Annotated in this window: 16 protein-coding genes; 1 reads left to right on the forward strand and 15 read right to left on the reverse strand. The window is 36.2% G+C overall.

Features of this window, described 5'->3' with window-relative positions:
- Nucleotides 1-4: 4 nt before the first annotated feature.
- The 13 genes from N0B16_RS11680 to N0B16_RS11740 all read right to left on the reverse strand — a co-directional run bounded on the left by N0B16_RS11680 (nucleotide 5) and on the right by N0B16_RS11740 (nucleotide 14,357).
- Nucleotides 5-997: a mannose-1-phosphate guanylyltransferase gene (locus N0B16_RS11680; RefSeq protein ID WP_262991123.1), complete on the reverse strand. Its 993-nt coding sequence runs from the start codon at nucleotides 995-997 to the stop codon at nucleotides 5-7.
- Nucleotides 994-1,338, reverse strand: coding sequence for a phosphomannose isomerase type II C-terminal cupin domain (locus N0B16_RS11685; RefSeq protein WP_262991124.1), 345 nt, complete (start codon nucleotides 1,336-1,338; stop codon nucleotides 994-996). The genes N0B16_RS11680 and N0B16_RS11685 overlap by 4 nt, the downstream gene beginning before the upstream one ends.
- A 102-nt stretch (nucleotides 1,339-1,440) precedes the next feature.
- The gene (locus tag N0B16_RS11690; protein WP_262991125.1) at nucleotides 1,441-2,763 is read right to left on the reverse strand and encodes a nucleotide sugar dehydrogenase; all 1,323 of its coding nucleotides are present in this window, start codon (nucleotides 2,761-2,763) and stop codon (nucleotides 1,441-1,443) included.
- A gap of 25 nt (nucleotides 2,764-2,788) precedes the next feature.
- Nucleotides 2,789-4,975, reverse strand: a complete 2,187-nt coding sequence (locus N0B16_RS11695) for a GumC family protein (RefSeq protein WP_262991126.1) — start codon at nucleotides 4,973-4,975, stop codon at nucleotides 2,789-2,791.
- A gap of 213 nt (nucleotides 4,976-5,188) precedes the next feature.
- The gene (locus tag N0B16_RS11700) at nucleotides 5,189-5,998 is read right to left on the reverse strand and encodes a polysaccharide biosynthesis/export family protein (RefSeq protein ID WP_262991127.1); all 810 of its coding nucleotides are present in this window, start codon (nucleotides 5,996-5,998) and stop codon (nucleotides 5,189-5,191) included.
- Nucleotides 5,999-6,098: 100 nt separating this feature from the next.
- Entirely contained in the window at nucleotides 6,099-8,075 is a 1,977-nt protein-coding gene (locus N0B16_RS11705) for a polysaccharide biosynthesis protein (RefSeq protein ID WP_262991128.1), read from the reverse strand.
- Nucleotides 8,076-8,445: 370 nt separating this feature from the next.
- Nucleotides 8,446-8,682 (reverse strand): hypothetical protein, encoded by a 237-nt coding sequence (locus N0B16_RS11710; protein WP_262991129.1) that lies wholly within the window; start codon nucleotides 8,680-8,682, stop codon nucleotides 8,446-8,448.
- Nucleotides 8,683-8,688: 6 nt separating this feature from the next.
- The gene (locus tag N0B16_RS11715) at nucleotides 8,689-10,962 is read right to left on the reverse strand and encodes a T9SS type A sorting domain-containing protein (protein WP_262991130.1); all 2,274 of its coding nucleotides are present in this window, start codon (nucleotides 10,960-10,962) and stop codon (nucleotides 8,689-8,691) included.
- A gap of 73 nt (nucleotides 10,963-11,035) precedes the next feature.
- Nucleotides 11,036-11,503, reverse strand: coding sequence for a regulatory protein RecX (locus N0B16_RS11720; RefSeq protein ID WP_262991131.1), 468 nt, complete (start codon nucleotides 11,501-11,503; stop codon nucleotides 11,036-11,038).
- Between the two features lie 70 nt (nucleotides 11,504-11,573).
- On the reverse strand, nucleotides 11,574-12,839 hold the full coding sequence (glyA, locus tag N0B16_RS11725) for a serine hydroxymethyltransferase (RefSeq protein ID WP_262991132.1): 1,266 nt from the start codon (nucleotides 12,837-12,839) through the stop codon (nucleotides 11,574-11,576).
- A gap of 100 nt (nucleotides 12,840-12,939) precedes the next feature.
- The gene (locus N0B16_RS11730; protein WP_262991133.1) at nucleotides 12,940-13,368 is read right to left on the reverse strand and encodes an arsenate reductase ArsC; all 429 of its coding nucleotides are present in this window, start codon (nucleotides 13,366-13,368) and stop codon (nucleotides 12,940-12,942) included.
- Nucleotides 13,369-13,490: 122 nt separating this feature from the next.
- Nucleotides 13,491-13,967 (reverse strand): DUF6428 family protein, encoded by a 477-nt coding sequence (locus N0B16_RS11735; RefSeq protein ID WP_262991134.1) that lies wholly within the window; start codon nucleotides 13,965-13,967, stop codon nucleotides 13,491-13,493.
- A 60-nt stretch (nucleotides 13,968-14,027) separates the two neighbouring features.
- Nucleotides 14,028-14,357, reverse strand: a complete 330-nt coding sequence (locus N0B16_RS11740; RefSeq protein WP_262991135.1) for an ArsR/SmtB family transcription factor — start codon at nucleotides 14,355-14,357, stop codon at nucleotides 14,028-14,030.
- Between the two features lie 174 nt (nucleotides 14,358-14,531).
- Between N0B16_RS11740 and N0B16_RS11745 the strand changes: the two genes are divergently transcribed.
- A complete protein-coding gene (locus tag N0B16_RS11745; RefSeq protein WP_262991136.1) occupies nucleotides 14,532-14,825 on the forward strand; it encodes a hypothetical protein in 294 nt (97 codons plus the stop codon).
- 77 nt (nucleotides 14,826-14,902) lie between these two features.
- Here the strand turns inward: N0B16_RS11745 and N0B16_RS11750 are convergent, their stop codons facing one another.
- Both N0B16_RS11750 and N0B16_RS11755 read right to left on the reverse strand, forming a co-directional pair.
- On the reverse strand, nucleotides 14,903-16,099 hold the full coding sequence (locus N0B16_RS11750; protein ID WP_262991137.1) for an efflux RND transporter periplasmic adaptor subunit: 1,197 nt from the start codon (nucleotides 16,097-16,099) through the stop codon (nucleotides 14,903-14,905).
- 35 nt (nucleotides 16,100-16,134) lie between these two features.
- On the reverse strand, nucleotides 16,135-17,406 hold the full coding sequence (locus tag N0B16_RS11755; protein WP_262991138.1) for an ABC transporter permease: 1,272 nt from the start codon (nucleotides 17,404-17,406) through the stop codon (nucleotides 16,135-16,137).

Here is a 17,406-nt window from a genome sequence, read left to right on the forward strand (position 1 = left end):
CATTTTATCGTAGTGTAGACTGATATTTCTCTAATTGATTATACACTTTTTTGACATCTTGGGATTTTTCTTTCTGAAGAATAAGTATTGCATCACTAGTGTGTACCAAAATGCAGTTTTTCATTCCTACAAATGCCGTGAAAATATCCGTACCGATGATCATGTTGCCGTTATCATCCACAAAATGCCCGCTGGAACGTAAATAATCATATAAAGACTCAAAAGATCCCAGGTCATTCCAACGGAAATGTGCCGGAATTACTTTTATCTTTTTAGAGCGTTCCATCACCGCATAATCGATGCTGATAGAGGGTATTCTTAAAGATGCATTAGAATCAATTACATTATCTTTGGAAAGTTTCCAGGTTTCCAGACATGTGTCGTAGACTTCCGGCTGCCATTTTCTTAGCTCATCTAAAAGAATACCTGCTTTAAAGCAGAACATTCCGGAATTCCATAAAAAAGTTCCTCGGTCTAAAAATTCTTGTGCTGTTTCTGTATTGGGTTTTTCCCTGAAAGATAGTACATCTTTTCCTTCGTATTCTATGTACCCGTATCCTGTTTCAGGTTTTGAAGGGACGACCCCGAAAGTGACCAGAAAATCTCTTTTAGCCAAATCAATAGCTTCTTTAATGGCTCTATCATAACTTTCCTGATTTTGAATCAGATGATCTGAAGGGGTAATGATTAGAATATCATCATGTCCTACCGCTAAAGCTGCAAAGGCTATCGCTGCTGCCGTATTTCTTGCCTGTGTTTCGGTGATAAATTGCTGAGGTAATGCAATATCTTTCAGAAGCTGTCTGCTCAGTTCGATATGATCTGTATTTCCTACCACCATTATTTCGTTCACTACAGAAGAGTTTCTCTCTGCTGTAAGTTCAAACAGAGATTTTCCCGAAAACAGCTTAAGAAACTGCTTCGGGTGCTGTTTGCGGGATAGTGGCCATAAGCGGCTACCTACTCCTCCGGATAATATGACATTAAAAATTTTCATGCGCGGTTATAATCATCTTCAATTCTTACGATATCATCTTCTCCAAAATAGCTTCCGTACTGTACTTCAATAAAAACCACGGGCTCTGTTGTTTTATTTTCTATCCTGTGATGTGCTCCTAAAGTGATCTGTGCAACTTGTCCCGGCTCATAATCTTTGATATCGTCATTAATGGTGATCGTTCCTGTACCGGAAACGATCGTCCATACTTCTGCACGATGATGATGATACTGAAGAGATAAACGTTGCCCGGGATTTACTAAAATTTTTTTCACTTTATGTGTGGCAGCATCTTCCAGCACCCAATATTCTCCCCAAGGTCTTACGTCGTGTTCTAACATTTATTTTGATTTTAATGATTAGTTTAACCTGAAACTATCTAATTGTTTATCTGTTTGCAAAGATAATGAGATTTTAACAGTGTTTAGGTTAATAAAAATTAACTATAATCTCTTATCTACCGTATGCTTTGGCAGTGCACCTTTTACATCATATATCAATCCGTCCGGCTTCAAATAGGCGATGAGGTCAAGATTAAGAAACTCTTCATGAGCGACAGTAAGAATAATGGCATCAAACTTTTCTTTAATCATATCCTGGGAACCTACCATATGTATTCTATATTCCCGGTATACTTCTTCCGTATCTGCCCACGGATCAAAAGTCACTACTTTTACGCCATATTCCTCTAAATTCTGAATTACATCAATCGCTTTTGAATTACGGATATCCGGACAGTTTTCTTTAAAAGTAATGCCTAAATTCAATATTTTTGCTTCTTTAATCTTGATGTCTTTCTTGATCATCAATTTGATTACCTGAGAAGCCACGAACGATCCCATTGAATCATTAAGCCTTCTTGCTGCCAAAATAAGCTCTGAATAATATCCTATTTCCTGAGCTTTCTGTGCCAGATAAAAAGGATCTACTCCTATGCAATGACCACCGACCAAACCTGGCTTGAAGGGCAGAAAGTTCCATTTGGTTCCTGCAGCTTCTAAAACGTCATGCGTATCAATATTCATTAACGAAAATATTTTTGCCAATTCATTAATAAATGCAATATTAATATCGCGTTGCGAGTTTTCAATAACTTTTGATGCTTCCGCCACTTTGATGGTCGGTGCCAAATGTGTCCCTGCAGTAATTACAGATTTATAAAGATTATCCACTTCTTTGCCTATCTCCGGGGTTGAGCCTGATGTTACCTTTAAAATCTTTTCTACCGTGTGTAATTTATCTCCCGGATTGATTCTTTCCGGGGAATACCCCACATAAAAATCTTTATTAAATAGCAACCCAGAAACTTTTTCCAGAACCGGTACACATTCTTCCTCCGTTACTCCGGGATATACTGTAGATTCGTAAATAACAATATCTCCTTGTTTCAATACTTTTCCAACTGTTTCACTTGCTTTGTAAAGTGGTGTGAGATCAGGATGATTATGTTTATCAACCGGTGTGGGAACGGTAATGATAAAAACATTTGCATTTTTTATATCTTCAAGTTCTGAAGTACAAAACAGGCCTTTGTTAATATTTTCGGAAACAGATCCCGTATTTTCAAACGGATTTTTTTTAATTAATACTTCCTGTAATATATGATCCTCTATCTCTAAGGTGGTATCCTTTCCATTGTTCAATTCGGCAATTCTGCCTTGGCTAATGTCAAATCCCACTACGGAATATTGAGTGGCAAATAAGCGTGCTAAAGGCAAACCTACGTATCCTAAGCCCACTACTGCAATGTTGTGTTTTTTATTCATTTTTTTTCATCTCTGTCTAATAAAGCTATCTATTGAATAGTTTGCTTATAAAAGATTTTTTACTATGTCCTGCTCCATAGCCGTACCCATATTTATAGCCGTACCCATAACCGCTATGGATTCTGTTTACATCATTCAGAATGAAACCAACATTTTTAAGTTTCTTTTCTCTAATCTGTTTGTTGGCAAATTCTATAAGCTCTTTTTCTGTGTAGCCGGATCTTGTAACATATACTGTGAGATCGGCAATGTCTGCAATAAGGAAAGAATCTGTTACCAACATTAAAGGAGCAGTATCTAATATAATATAATCATATAAGGGTTTCAGACTTTCAACCAATTCATCATATCTTCCGTTGGATAACAATTCTGTAGGATTTGGAGTGATCGCACCAGAATAAATAACATCACAATGCGGGTTGAATGATGTGGTATGAATAATTTCAGATACTTTTATCTGATCGTCATACATGAATTCTGATAACCCTACCAATCCTCTACGGCTTTCATTATATCTTTGAAGCTGTGGGTTTCTAATATCCGAGCCAATAATAACTACTTTTTTACGTGGGGTAGCTAATGTTAATGCCAGATTCACAGAAGTAAATGTTTTTCCTTCTCCTTTAACGGTTGAAGTAACAAGAACCACATGCCCTTTTTTGTTTTTGGGCAACATGAAATTAACATTGGTAATGAGAATCCGGAATGCTTCTGCTAATGGAGACTGATCATTAATCACCACAAGTTCAGGCTCGCCTTTTTCCAATGATGGTAATTCTGCAATAACCGGAGCTGCTTCTGAGAGCTTTTCCAAATCATGTTTGGATTTGATTTTATTATTGAACAGCTCCATTAAATAAATAATGATAAGCGGAACCAAAATACCGGCAATCAGAGCTCCTAGAAAAATCAACTGCCTTTTTGGTGAAACCGGGTTATACGAAGTTAAAGCATCATCTACGATTCTTGCTTTCGGGGCTGCAATGGCAAGTGAAATAGCTGCTTCTTCTCTTTTTTGCAATAAAAGCAAATAAAGCTGTTCTTTAATGTTCTGCTGTCTTTCAATACTTCTGAACAATTTTTCCTGTACAGGTATTTTTGATATTCTGCCGGATAATTTATTTTGCTCCCCTTGTATCGCATTTCTGCTAATTTCCAATGAAGATCTACTTTTGTCCAAACTTTGCTGAACAACATTACGCATGCTGTTGATCTGTCTTGTAAGATCCTGTACCACAGGGTTTGTATTGGTGGAATTTTCCAGCAAACGGCTTCTTTCTACGACGAGCTGATTGTAGGTTGCTATTTCAGCAGATGTACCAGAATCAGCCAACCCTACATTTAAAGGGAGCACCTGATAACTGCCTTGTCTGTTTAGATAACCTATTAAACTTCTTATCAATTCCAGTTGAGATTCAACCTCTAGCTGTTTCTTGCGGGTATCCATAGAGTTTTCCAGCGAAAGAGTGGCTTCTGTCTGAATATCAGCAATGTTATTTTTAACCTTAAATTCTTCTTTTTCTGTTTCTACTCTGCCCAACTCATTCCCAATGATATTGATTCTCTCATTAATAAACGCAGCTGTTTTCTGAGACTCAGAATTTTTATCTAAAATGGCTTCACGATTGTAATTTACTGCCAAACGATTCAGGATGTCTTCCGCTTTTTCAGGAATTGTATAATTGAGACTTATCCGCAAAACGGTAGCATTTTCCTGTATCAGATTTACATTCAACTGAGATAAAAGAGAGATCGCTCTATTCATCCCTGACATGAACTGTAATCTGTATTCTTTACTGTCTGAATTAGAATTAAAACTAGGATTTTTCTGAAACATGATAACGCCAAACGGCATGGCCAAAGCTTTATCGAATGAAGTTTCTATCGGCTTTGCAAAACCTTCTGACTCTATAATAACCCTATTTCCTTTTATCTTTGCAATAACCTCTTTACCAGGATATTGACCTTTATTCTTTTCACTGATGACCCGTACCAAAAACGGGGCCGCTTCTTTATACAATTCTGTGTCTTTAAGCTGCCCTTTTGAATAAACATTGGTTTCCAGTCCCAATTCTCTTACCACTGACAGCATCAGTTTTTTAGATTTGAAAATTTCAATTTCATTATCGACAGAATTGGTTCCCATTCCCCCAATGCCACCTATTTCGGAAATTACCGACATTTCGGGTTGAGAAGAAGAAGATTTTTTCACCTCTTTGATCAATAACGTTGATTCCGTTTTATAAACGGGTATGCTATACCGCAAAAAAAACCAAGCAGCAAAAACTGCTATTACTGCCCCTAAAACGATAAAATACCAACGATATAAATAAGGCTTCAGTATTTCTCTAATATTTATTGACTGTTCTTGCGTCTGTTCTTGTGTTTGGTTCTGATCCACTATAAAATTGGTATAAAATAAAAATTAATTTCTTGTAAAGGCAAGAATTCCCAGTGTTATTGAAGCAATAACTGAAGCAACGGAAATGTACAATCCTATATTTGGATCTATTCTTGCAGATTTCTCTCTATTGGAATTGGGCTGAACATAAATGATATCATTTTGTTTCAGATAATAGTATGGTGAATTGATAAATTGGGCACTGGTAAGGTCTATCCTGTCTTTGGTCATCTGACCGTCAACAGTTCTCACAATTAACACATTATTTCTGAGTCCGAAAGCAGTCAAATCACCTGCCATTCCCAAAGCTCCCAATATAGTACTGTTTCCATCCGGAATAACATAGGTTCCCGGCTTGTTTACTTCTCCTAAAACAGAAACTTTAAAATTGATTAACTTAATATCAACTATAGGGTTCTTTACGTAGCTGCTGATTAAATCCGCAACTTTTAATCTGAACGATTCTACATTTTCATTTTTGGTATTGATTTTTCCGATCTGCGGAAAAATGATATTATTATCTAAATCTACTGTATATGTGGGGCCGCTTGAAGGAACCTGCTGAAATTGTGCATTCCCAGCTGCTGCAGAATATTGAGCTACTGTTGCGGTAGAAGAATAATTTTGATTAAATGGTTTTACAACATCCATATCTTTTGCAGTAACCGTAATGATCATCTGATCACCAGGCTGTAATGTACTTCTGCTATTGATAATTGAATTTTCTAGTGCTACACTTTCGATATCTTTCATATAAGAAATCTCCTGTTTAGCGGTACATGAAAAGACGGTCAGACTCAATGCTGCGTACACAAAATATTTTTTTAAAATCATTTTTTATAAATTTTCACAAAAATAGGATTATATTTTTTAAACAAAAATATATTTTTTAACGTTTAATTATTATGGCTTTTACTGAATTCAACTTATATCATCAATCAATATTTGTTGTAACGATATTATCTACCGAATCATCCTGCTTTTTATCCAACACTTCAAACTCAGAATTATTACTAATAAACTCAGGAACAATATTTTTCAATAATCTTACAACCTGTAGCTTATCTCTTTTTACAGCAGATTTTATAATTTGCTGGCATAAAATTTCCACTTCTTCAAATCCCATCAGCGGATCTTTAGAAATCATAATTTTCTCGTGGTGTGTAGGAACGGTAGTAGAATTGTTACTTAAAAGCTCTTCATATAATTTTTCTCCCGGTCGTAACCCGATAAATTTTATTTTAATATCAACGTCCGGTGCATATCCAGATAATTTAATCATTCTTTTCGCAAGGTCTAAAATTTTAACAGGCTCTCCCATATCAAAAACATAGATTTCCCCTCCTTTTCCCATGGTTCCTGCCTGAAGCACTAATTCACAGGCTTCCGGAATGGTCATGAAATAGCGTATAATATCTGGATGTGTAATGGTAACAGGTCCTCCTTTTTCTATCTGCTTACGGAAATGAGGAATGACAGATCCGTTTGAACCTAATACATTTCCAAAACGCGTAGTAATAAATTTGGTGGTATTGCCTTCAGAATTCTGCAGCGACTGTACAAATAATTCGGCAACACGCTTTGAAGCTCCCATTACATTGGTAGGATTTACTGCTTTATCTGTAGAAACCATTACAAAACGATTGACCTTGTATTTTCTGGAAAGCATTGCCACATTCTTAGTCCCTAGAATATTGACAAAAATAGCCTCATGTGGATTTTCTTCAATTAAAGGCACATGTTTATATGCAGCCGCATGATACACCATTGAAAAATTATAGGTTTCGAAAAGCTTTTCAAGACGGTAATTATTGGAGATGTCAGCAAGAACAAATTTGAATTTCTGCTCCGGAAATTTTTCCAGAAGCTCTAATTCAAGTTCATAAAGAGGTGATTCTGCCTGATCAAGAACCACAATAAGCGATGGGCTGAATTGTGACACCTGCCTTACAATTTCGCTTCCGATTGAACCGGCTCCCCCGGTTACCAGAACATTTCTTTCGGAGTGCCTGCTTTTTACTTCTAAACTCTCAATTTTGATAGGTCTTCTATTCAGCAAATCTTCAATCTGAAGCTGACGAATCCCTCCAACAAGATCAGAATCTCTCATTTTACTGAGTGTGGGTGCCTTTAAAATTTTTAATCCTTTATCCAAAGCCAAAGTCATCCATTCCTCCAGCTCTCTTTTGCCCATTATTTCTTTAATGATAAGCACAGCATCAAAACGGCTTATTAATTTTTCATTTTTAAAAAAATGCTCACTATTATAAATTTTATGACCCAGCAATATCGCTTTATTTGAATCTGATCTTTTGGTAAGAAAACCTTCTAATCGGTAAGGATAATTAGGATTATGCATAATTGCCCTGGCTAAAGATACGGAAGCGTCTCCCACTCCTACTACCGCAACCCTTACTTTGGTTGAAGATCCTTTAAAATCTATCAAAATATTAAAAAACTGCTTGGTAAACATTCTGAAAAAAAACATTAAAGTAACCGAAATAAAGAAATACAGAAAAAGATTAGGATAGAGATAGAGCGGTTTTCCTAGCCAGATTTCGGTTCCGTAATTAAATAGGGTAATTGCGATCAGAGTGCTTCCTGAAGATAAAACAATCTTAAAAAAATCGAAAAAAGTAGAGTGTCTTATAATCCCTGCATAGGTTTTAAATACGAACATAAACAAAACATTCACCGCCACAATAATTAACGTATTTTCGGTACTGTATTGCGGAAAATTATTTTTTACGTGAAGCTTTTGTAAGAAAAAATCAGCCAGTAAGATAGAGAAGACAATGATCAAAACATCAAGTAAAATAACCAGCCATCTCGGAATATATCTCAATTCTGTGATTTTCACAATGTTATCGCCGTTGTAAAGCGCACTAAAAGCATCATAGAGCTTCTTCATTCAGCATTGGGTGTTTTATACATATTATCCGGCAAAGTTAATGATTATATTTACATTCTATATATTCTCTTAATATTTTTTTTATGTTAACAATAATACAAGTAATAAAATAAGCATCTTACGCTTTGAATAAAAAATATATCATTAGTTATTAACCACTTACACTAAATATTACAAAAATAAAAAATGATTTAAAAAAAAGAAATTCATAATTATTCGGTGCAAATACCAAATTTATGTTATTTAAATTAAAAAGTATTTATTAACTTTTAAAAGAAAATCTTTTATTTGACACTCTTTGATAACTCATTATAAACAACAACTCCTGACGCTTGTATCAGGAGTTGTATATTATGATAAAAAATTGCTGCTATACCGCTGTCTTTTTTCTTTTTGCAAAAACGACGACCATTCCTATTGCCGTTAATAAAAGAACAGGAACATACTGATCGATAGGTGCTGCTGTAGGATCTCCGGGATTTCCGGGAAAAGTATCTCCTTCCGTTACTTCCGGCTCATCATAAACATATGAGTTTTCGGAAGATTGCTGCTGTGAAAAAGCTAAGCCTGAAAGTACAACCGAACCTATTATTAATATTTTTTTCATTATTTATTATTTAATTATTTTTTTAGAGTATTCTTTGCCTTCTGAAACTGCTTTTAAAATATACATTCCTTTAGCACTTACCGGGATACGGATCAGTTTTGAATTTGCTGTGATCTTTGTGATCATTCTTCCTGCTGCATCATATACTGTTACCGAATCAATATTTTTCGTATTTCTTACGACAAAATCCTCCCCGTCTCTATATACTTCAAGACCTGCTTTTTCTACTTCAGTGGTAGCAAGCACATTAAGCTTGTAAACGATTTCAAAACGTTCTGTAAATTCACCTGAATTAGCAGTAAAGCTATATGTTCCGTTTTGTAGATTGGTATAGGTTCCCGATACTTTATCGTGAAGATAAACCGGCTGCCCTGCATTGAAAATCCCTTCTTTCTGAATAAGGCTGATCACAAAGTTTCCATTCTGGAAATACTTGTTACCCACTGGTACCACATCATCAGTATCAAAACCTGCCTTCCCCTGGATCAATAATTTCTGAGCATCTGCCATCGTGTAGAATGCATCAGATCCTGTAGCGATTGCTTTAGAATCATAATTATCAAAAGAATCAGAAGCCGGAGCCAAATATGCTACCGCTAAAGTATTGTTGGTATTGTATGAAGAATTGATTCTTAACCAGAATTTACCTTCCGTATTGTTGGTCGTCTTGTTAAAAAATGTTCCCGTAGTGGCAACTCTCATATCATTGGTAAAACTTAAAGATGTATCGGTAGGTGTTGCAAGGGTCTGAACAAAGAATCCCTGTCCTATATTGGCGCCATTTCCTGCAGGAGTAATTCCACTATTTGGTGCAGCAGCCCATGTTTGTGATAAAGCATTATACGTTGCATATCCTATATTTACAGAAGTTGTCCCTCCTTGAGTCGTTACAGAATTACTGGTATTATCCCAAAAATAGAACGTACTGTTGATTCTTCCTGAATTTGCATTGTAAAATGCTACCAAATCAAGATTTGAAGGGTAAGGGTTTCCAACAAGATTATGACCGCTTCCTGTAGTTGCTAACGTATACGTTTGTGCTCCGTTGTTAGGAGTTCCGATAAAAATACCGGAAGCTGCTGCAGCAGGAGTTTTGATAGAATATCCTTTCCCAACTACCGATGTGTTGGAAGTAGCGGTTACAAAATAATCTGTCGCGGTGTTATATTCCGTGATAAATGAAGGAGTAAGCCCTGCACCATACATGGTAGCAAGATTCTGTGATGCTACCGGAGAAGACCAGAACGCGTATTTATCCAATGCGCTTGCACCGTTTTTATTCACCGTAAATGTTCCTGTTCCAGAATATGTTCCTGCTGCAGTCTGAATTAAATTTCCACCGTCATTTACTATAACTGCACCGTTATTGGTAAGATTACCGGTCGTAACGGTTTGTCCTGAGTTAATCGTTAATGTAAAACCTGAATTTACAATCAAAGTCTTTGCGGTAAATCCTGTTCCAGTGTAATTATCATTAATAGCAGCATTTAATGTAGATGATGGCGTTCCATTAGACCATGTCGTACCGTTCCATACAGTTATATTTGATCCGCTATAAATTTTCAAATTATCAATATCCACATTTGCTGTTCCATTAGAAATAACAAATTTAAAATCTGTTAAGCTTTGTGTTGCGGTCGTTGCAGGGAGCGAAGTTAATGCTTTTGTGGTTCCAACCCATAAATCAGCCTCATCATTAGATAGTGTACCTACAGTATTGTCAGGCGCAAGATAGAATGCTGTCGCCCCTGTGTTGTTTATTACCCAAAAAATATTTTGAGTACCACTGAAAACTGAAGAATTTAATGATCCGCCAATGTCTCTCAACGAAAAGCTGCCATTGGTAGCTGTTAAATTTAAACCAAGTCTGGAATGCACAATTGAATTAGCTTCTGTACTATTGCCGGTTGTAAAAGCTGAACCAATCTGCCAAGTAGCCGCATTTGTAACAGCAGCTGTATTATTTGAAACTGCTAAGTCAAACTGATAAATCATCAATTGAGGGGTTGGTGTAAGATCTGTCGTTCTTGTATATGCACCAGCATTACCGGTTCTTGCAAATCTTAATTTCCCACCATTAATACTAAGTACAGTTCCACTTCCCGAAGTACTAATTGCATTAAATTGCCCAGAGTTTGGAGTTGTAGCGGAAACATAGGAACTAACAGTAGAAGAAGAATTAAAATCTTGTTCAAAAATTTGTGCCCAGCCCGATATTGAGAATAAAGCCATCAAGAACGTCATTGACGCCTTTGATACATGTTGTAATTTTAAATTCATATAAATTATTTTTTCTGGTGACAAAACTATAAAATTTTCTCTGAAAAAACCAGAACTTAAAATTACATAAATGTTAATTGTCAATTACTTGTAAAATATTTTCATACTCAAAACCCCTGCTTAAAAGATATTTAACAGTCTTTGATTTTCTTTGATATAACTGCAATCCTTTTAATTTTGAAAAGTAATTTTCGTAGACTTTTCTTATTATGTTTGTATAATCGTCATCATCTATTTCATCAAAACATTTGGATATTAATTTTTCTGTAATTCCTTTTTGTTTTAAGTGTATCTTAATTTTCGCTTTACCCCATTGTTTCATATAAAACTTTCCGCGAATGTAGCTTCTGGTGAACCGTTCTTCGTTGAGATAATTTTCTTTAAGCAGATATAATAAAATTTCTTCTTTGGCTTCAGGAATCAATACGAATTCTCTCATTTTCTGCTCTACTTCAGAATGACAGCGATCCTGATACACACAATAATTGACCAGTTTCTGTTTGATTTCGGTAAAAGTGAACAATTTCTTTTCGTTTTCCATAGCGGTCTTTTACAAATTTAAATCAAAAAAGGCGCAAAAAATTGCGCCTTTATATTATATAAGATAAATATTAATAATTAAATAAGGCTTTCCCTTCCATTAATGCATTCACCTTTTTTCTGACTTCAGAAATCGTCTCTTCGTTTTTGATATTGTCGACTACTTCAGAGATTAGTTCTGCAATTGTTTCCATATCATTTTCTTTCAGGCCTCTTGTAGTGATCGCTGCAGTTCCCAGTCTGATCCCGGAAGTGGTAAAAGGAGATTTGTCATCAAAAGGGACCATATTCTTATTACAGGTAATATCTGCCTTCACTAACGCTTTTTCGGTTTCTTTTCCGTTCACGCCTTTATTTCTTAGATCTACGAGCATCAGGTGATTATCTGTACCGCCACTTACAATGTTAAAACCTAAATCTACCATTGCTTTAGATAAAGCCTGAGCGTTAGATTTCACTTGTTTTGCATATGTTAAGAATTGATCTTCAATTGCTTCTGCAAACGCTACCGCTTTTGCTGCGATTACGTGTTCCAACGGGCCACCCTGAATTCCCGGAAAAACAGCACCGTCTAAAACCTGGCTCATCTGTTTGATTTCTCCTTTCGGAGTTTTATGACCGTAGGTATTTTCAAAATCTTTCCCCATCATGATCATCCCTCCTCTCGGGCCTCTCAATGTCTTGTGCGTCGTTGTGGTCACTACATGACAATGCTCGAATGGGGAATTTAATAATCCTTTCGCCACCAAACCTGCAGGATGTGCAATATCTGCCCAAAGCGTCGCGCCGATCTCATCTGCAACCGCTCTGAATTTTGCATAATCTAAATCTCTGGAATACGCTGAGAAACCTGCAATAAGCATTTTCGGCTTTTCTCTCAATGCTACCTCTCTCATTTGGTCATAATCGATCAAACCTGTTTCCTGTTGTACACCATAAGAAACGACATTATACTGAATTCCTGAGAAATTCACCGCAGAACCGTGTGTAAGATGGCCTCCCATAGAAAGATCCATCCCCATGATTTTATCTCCCGGCTTCAAAACAGCAAGATATACCGCTGCATTGGCCTGAGAACCGGAATGCGGCTGAACATTCACGTAATCTACCCCGAAAAGCTGTTTTGCTCTTTCGATGGCTAAAGTCTCAACCTCATCTACCACTTCACAGCCTCCGTAGTATCTTTTTCCCGGATATCCTTCTGCATATTTATTGGTCAACACGCTTCCCATTGCTTTCATGACGTTTTCGGAAACAAAATTTTCTGAAGCAATCAGTTCTAATCCGTGGGTTTGTCTTGCTCTTTCTTTTTCGATAAGGTCAAAAATAATGTCCATTTATTTTTTAAATTTAGATTTTGAAGTCCAAAATTACGGAATTTCATATAGATTATAGTATGGATGTCCTAATTTTTTAATGGAAAAGATTCTAGATAAATTATGATAAGGATGACAAATTTTCATCAACAAATTGTCGGCAGTACATTTTAATCTGTTCTCTTACGAATTTAAACTCTTCATTAATTTCAGATTCTGTACCAACCGCTTTTGCAGGATCCGGAAAGTTATGATGAAATTTTTTCGCAGTAGAAGGAAAGTATGGACAGTTTTCTTTGGCGTTGTCACAAACTGTAATTACAAAATCAAATGGAAGATCTTCATACTCACTGATAAGATTAGAAGTATGGCCGGAAATATCAATTCCGTCCTCTTTCATTGTTGCAATTGCTTTGGGATTGACTCCGTGCGTCTCAATTCCGGCGCTGTAAACATCTGCTTTATCAGTAGCAAAATATTTTAGATAACCATGTGCAATCTGGCTTCTGCAACTGTTTCCTGTACAGAGTACCAATATATTCTTTTTCATAATTTAAACGAATAACCAAATAATATTAATAATACAGAATTTGGGATCAAAGCCGAAAATGAGCTGCAAAACTATCACAGAAGCGGTTATAATAATCGGTTTTTTATATTGTATCAGTTTTTTCATGAGCAACATCCTGAGTTTGGAGTACAGCCGGATTCCGGACTGCTTCTTAATTCGCTGAGATTCAATTTTATTTTTTCTCCCGGAATGCCACATGCTTCTTCAGCTAAACAGGTGGTTGTTTTGTTTATTAAAACAAAATTTTTCCCATTGAAATCCAGATTATATCTGCCTATCGTTCCCGATTGGTATTCTACTTCGATTTCAGAATCTTCAATTCCCAATTTTTCTTCAGCGAGCCGGATGATTCCTAAAAGTTTTCCGGGTTTTAAGCGGTGTTCAAAATCATCGGCGTTCCACAATTGGAAACCAACCGCTTTTTCTGAACGGATAGCGCCGCCACAATCAATAAAATTTTTGACAACCTGCCCTACTTCTGTTACATGAAAATGTTCCGGAACAAAAGTTCCGTCTTCTAATTGAAACGCCACATTTTCTAATTTGGGCACAATTTGTTTTAGATCTGAAAGTTTCATAGTATTATTTTAAATATATTAATGTAATATTGCTATATAACGATGATATTGTATAAAATTTTAACAACAAGATTCAGAAGTTATATCCTGAATAAAAAAAGAGCCTAATTCAGCCTGAATTGACTTCCAAACCGTATTATCAATACAATAACAGACTGATTTTCCTTCAATGGAACCTTTGATGATCCCTATATTTTTAAGTTCTTTTAAATGCTGGGAAATGGTAGCCTGCGCCAATCCCAACTCCTCTACAAGATCATTGCAGATGCAGGCTTTCTGATTGATGATATGCTGCAAAATCGCAATTCTTGCAGGATGTCCCAAAACCTTAAAAAGCGTGGCCAATCTGTTTTGCTTTTGTGTGAAAATTTCAGTCTTAGTAAGTCCCATTTGTATATTTTAATATTGCAATATTACGATAATAAATTGATTTTGAAAAATTAATTTAAAGAATCTGGATATCGGGTTTTAAATTTTTTAAAAAATTTAGACTTAAAAAAAATAATAGTTTCGATGAAAGAGATATATTTGTAGACCTCTTAAAAATAGAAAAAGTTTGATATTATGGGAAAGAAAAAATATAAGAAACATTTGCTCAAATCTTTAAAATCTCTTGGTGAATCTGAATACCTGATTCTTAAAAGCATGACCAATCTGATGCTGCACAAAGAATTGAAGAAAAATAATATTGAGTTTAAAGATGGCGACACCTTCAGCTTTAAGGATAATATCTTTGATTACAGCGAAGATAAAAATGTGAGAAAACTTGCAAAACTCCGCAGATCAATGCTGAAAACCGTAAATAAACTGGTGAGTAAGAATAATTTTAAAGATAAAGAAATTAAATTTTTAGGCTAAAAAAAATCTAAATCTGATTATCAGATAAAAAAAGTCCCGGAATAACCGGGACTTTTTATTTTTATATCAAGCCGAATCTACTTCTTCGCTTTTTCCTTTAATTCTTCCTTATCTTTATCAGACGGGTTCCATACTTTTACTTCCGCATTTTTATCGATTCCTGAAAGCACCTGTACATTGATTCCGTCACTTGCCCCCAATTTCACATATACTTTCTTAAACTTTCCGTCCGGTTGTTTTACCTCAACGAAAGGCCTGTCTTTTCCGTTATTTTTCTCGTACTGAACAAGAGATTCGTCCAATAATAATGCATTTTTCTGTGAACTTAAAACAATCTCGCCATTGGCAGAAAACCCGGCTCTGATGTATTCGTTATCCGGATTGTTTACATCACCTTCTACAGGGAATTTGATGGTTCCGTTGGTATCCTTTCCTTTTGGTGCAATCATTGTCAGCTTTCCGGGAAACGTTTTATTCTGTAAGGCACCGATGACGATGTTCATACTCATTCCCTGTTTTAGTTTTCCGGCTTGAGCCTCATCAATTTCCCCTTGAAAAATCAGTGAATTCAGATTTGCAATAGAACAAATGGTCGTTCCTGCATTGAAGGAGTTGGCTTCAATAACCTGACTTCCCACTTTCACGGGCACTTCAAGCACGGTTCCGGCTGCTTTTGAACGGATCTGGGTTGTTGCCAAACCCTGCAGTTCCGGAGTGGCTCCCGTTTTTACGATCTGTAATCTTTTCTGAGCGGTCTGAAGCTGCTGATTGGCATTTTTCAGGCCTTGTTGGGTAGAAAAGAGCTGCTGTTGGGAATTCAGATATTCCTGTTTTGAAATAACGCCTTGGCTGTAAAGTTTTTGCTGCATCGCAAACTGTTTCTGCATATTGTCAACATTCATTCTGGCATTGCTGATCTGAAGCTGAGAATTAAGAACTTCCTGCTGCGCATTGTTTACTTCAGCGATATTCGGGATGATTTTCACAGTCGCAATCAGCTGTCCCGCTTCTACCCGGTCTCCTTCATCGACCAAGATTTTATCGATAATCCCTGCAATATTAGGTTTGATTTCAATCTCTTCTTTCGGAATAATTTTTCCTGTTGCCATCACTTTGTCATCCATATTCTGAATGGTTGGTTTTCGGGTCAGAAAAGCTTCACTTTCTTTAGAATTAGACTTTACAAGATAGCCGATTCCGGCAAATAATGCTGCGGCAAGCAACAGACCCAGGAATATATAAACGGCTTTTTTCCAGGTAAATTTCTTTTTCATTGTATATAGTTTATTTTTTTAATATTATTTAAAGATTATTCGCTTCTCAGCGCTTCAATCGGTCTTATTTTTACGGCTCTCTGTGCAGGAATCATTCCGATAATCAGTCCCAGCAAAATCATCACGCCCATCGCGGCAAAAACGTCTCCGTAATTAACTGTAGGATTGTAAAAAGGAAACTTATCTTGGTTCTTCGTGAGAATATCAATAATCATCAACAGCAATATCCCGAAAATAAAGCCCAGTAATCCTGAAGCTAAAGTAATGACAACACTTTCGAGCAATATCTGATTGCGCACTTCTGATGGTTTTGCGCCCAAAGCTCTTCGGATACCGATTTCTTTTGTACGCTCTGTAACTGTGATCAGCAGTATATTTGAAATGGCAATAACTCCTGCGATAATAGTTAAAGTTCCTACAATAATAGTTAAAAGCTGCATCCCGGTAAGAAATCCCGTAACTTTTTCAAACATTTTACCCAAATTGAAGGTTCCGAAAGCATTGGTATCTTCCGGAGATACATTGTTTTTCTTTTTAAGTTCTGTTTTGGCGAGATTTTCTACCACCGTAAGATCTGCATCGGGTTTACTGACCACTGCAAAAAAATCTACCTTATCCCCGTCATTAAACATTTTTGTGAATGTTGAAAGCGGTATAAATGCCGTTGTATCGTTGTTGTTGGGACCTCCTGCCTGTGCAACTTTATATACGCCAATCACATTAAAAAACAATCCTTTGATGTTGATCGATTTTCCGATAGGATTTTCATTCTTTTTGGCATCAAAAAAGTTTTTATAAATAGCTTCTCCAATTACCACAACATTTTTGTTTGCCGTAACATCGGCATCATTGAGATAGCGTCCGAAAATCAGTTTTTTTTCTGAAATTTTATTTCCTACAGGATAATCACCGGTCAATGTATAAACAGAGTTTTTTCCGTTTCTGCTCATCTGTTCGCCTGCATTTCCGAAACTTCCCCTGGAATTCTGAGGGGAAATATAATCAATCTGCGGAATTCTTCTCTGAAGCAGATCCATATCCGGCAAATGCAGGCTTACCTGTCTTCCTTTAGGGAAACCGTTGTAGGGAATTGATGTATTCTGAGCCCACATAAAAATAGAATTGGTGGCAAAGCCGGAGAATAATTTATCAAAACCATTCTCCATTCCTTTTGCAGCTCCCAGAAGGCTTACGAAAAGGAACATTCCCCATCCTACGCCGATCATGGTAAGAAAGGTACGGAGTTTATTATTCTTCAGTGAATAATAAATTTCCTGCCACGTATCTTTTTTAAATATAATATTCAT

The organism is Chryseobacterium gilvum, from assembly GCF_025628965.1.
GTDB lineage: Bacteria > Bacteroidota > Bacteroidia > Flavobacteriales > Weeksellaceae > Chryseobacterium > Chryseobacterium gilvum.

Coding starts and splice junctions, on each gene's coding strand:
- N0B16_RS11715 (WP_262991130.1), bottom strand. CDS start 10,962: ATGAATTTAAAATTACAACATGTATCAAAGGCGTCAATGACGTTCTTG.
- N0B16_RS11730 (WP_262991133.1), bottom strand. CDS start 13,368: ATGAAAAAGAATATATTGGTACTCTGTACAGGAAACAGTTGCAGAAGC.
- N0B16_RS11680 (WP_262991123.1), bottom strand. CDS start 997: ATGAAAATTTTTAATGTCATATTATCCGGAGGAGTAGGTAGCCGCTTA.
- N0B16_RS11685 (WP_262991124.1), bottom strand. CDS start 1,338: ATGTTAGAACACGACGTAAGACCTTGGGGAGAATATTGGGTGCTGGAA.
- N0B16_RS11745 (WP_262991136.1), top strand. CDS start 14,532: ATGGGAAAGAAAAAATATAAGAAACATTTGCTCAAATCTTTAAAATCT.
- N0B16_RS11690 (WP_262991125.1), bottom strand. CDS start 2,763: ATGAATAAAAAACACAACATTGCAGTAGTGGGCTTAGGATACGTAGGT.
- N0B16_RS11735 (WP_262991134.1), bottom strand. CDS start 13,967: ATGAAACTTTCAGATCTAAAACAAATTGTGCCCAAATTAGAAAATGTG.
- N0B16_RS11720 (WP_262991131.1), bottom strand. CDS start 11,503: ATGGAAAACGAAAAGAAATTGTTCACTTTTACCGAAATCAAACAGAAA.
- N0B16_RS11705 (WP_262991128.1), bottom strand. CDS start 8,075: ATGAAGAAGCTCTATGATGCTTTTAGTGCGCTTTACAACGGCGATAAC.
- N0B16_RS11700 (WP_262991127.1), bottom strand. CDS start 5,998: ATGATTTTAAAAAAATATTTTGTGTACGCAGCATTGAGTCTGACCGTC.
- N0B16_RS11710 (WP_262991129.1), bottom strand. CDS start 8,682: ATGAAAAAAATATTAATAATAGGTTCGGTTGTACTTTCAGGCTTAGCT.
- N0B16_RS11755 (WP_262991138.1), bottom strand. CDS start 17,406: ATGAATATTATATTTAAAAAAGATACGTGGCAGGAAATTTATTATTCA.
- glyA (WP_262991132.1), bottom strand. CDS start 12,839: ATGGACATTATTTTTGACCTTATCGAAAAAGAAAGAGCAAGACAAACC.
- N0B16_RS11750 (WP_262991137.1), bottom strand. CDS start 16,099: ATGAAAAAGAAATTTACCTGGAAAAAAGCCGTTTATATATTCCTGGGT.
- N0B16_RS11740 (WP_262991135.1), bottom strand. CDS start 14,357: ATGGGACTTACTAAGACTGAAATTTTCACACAAAAGCAAAACAGATTG.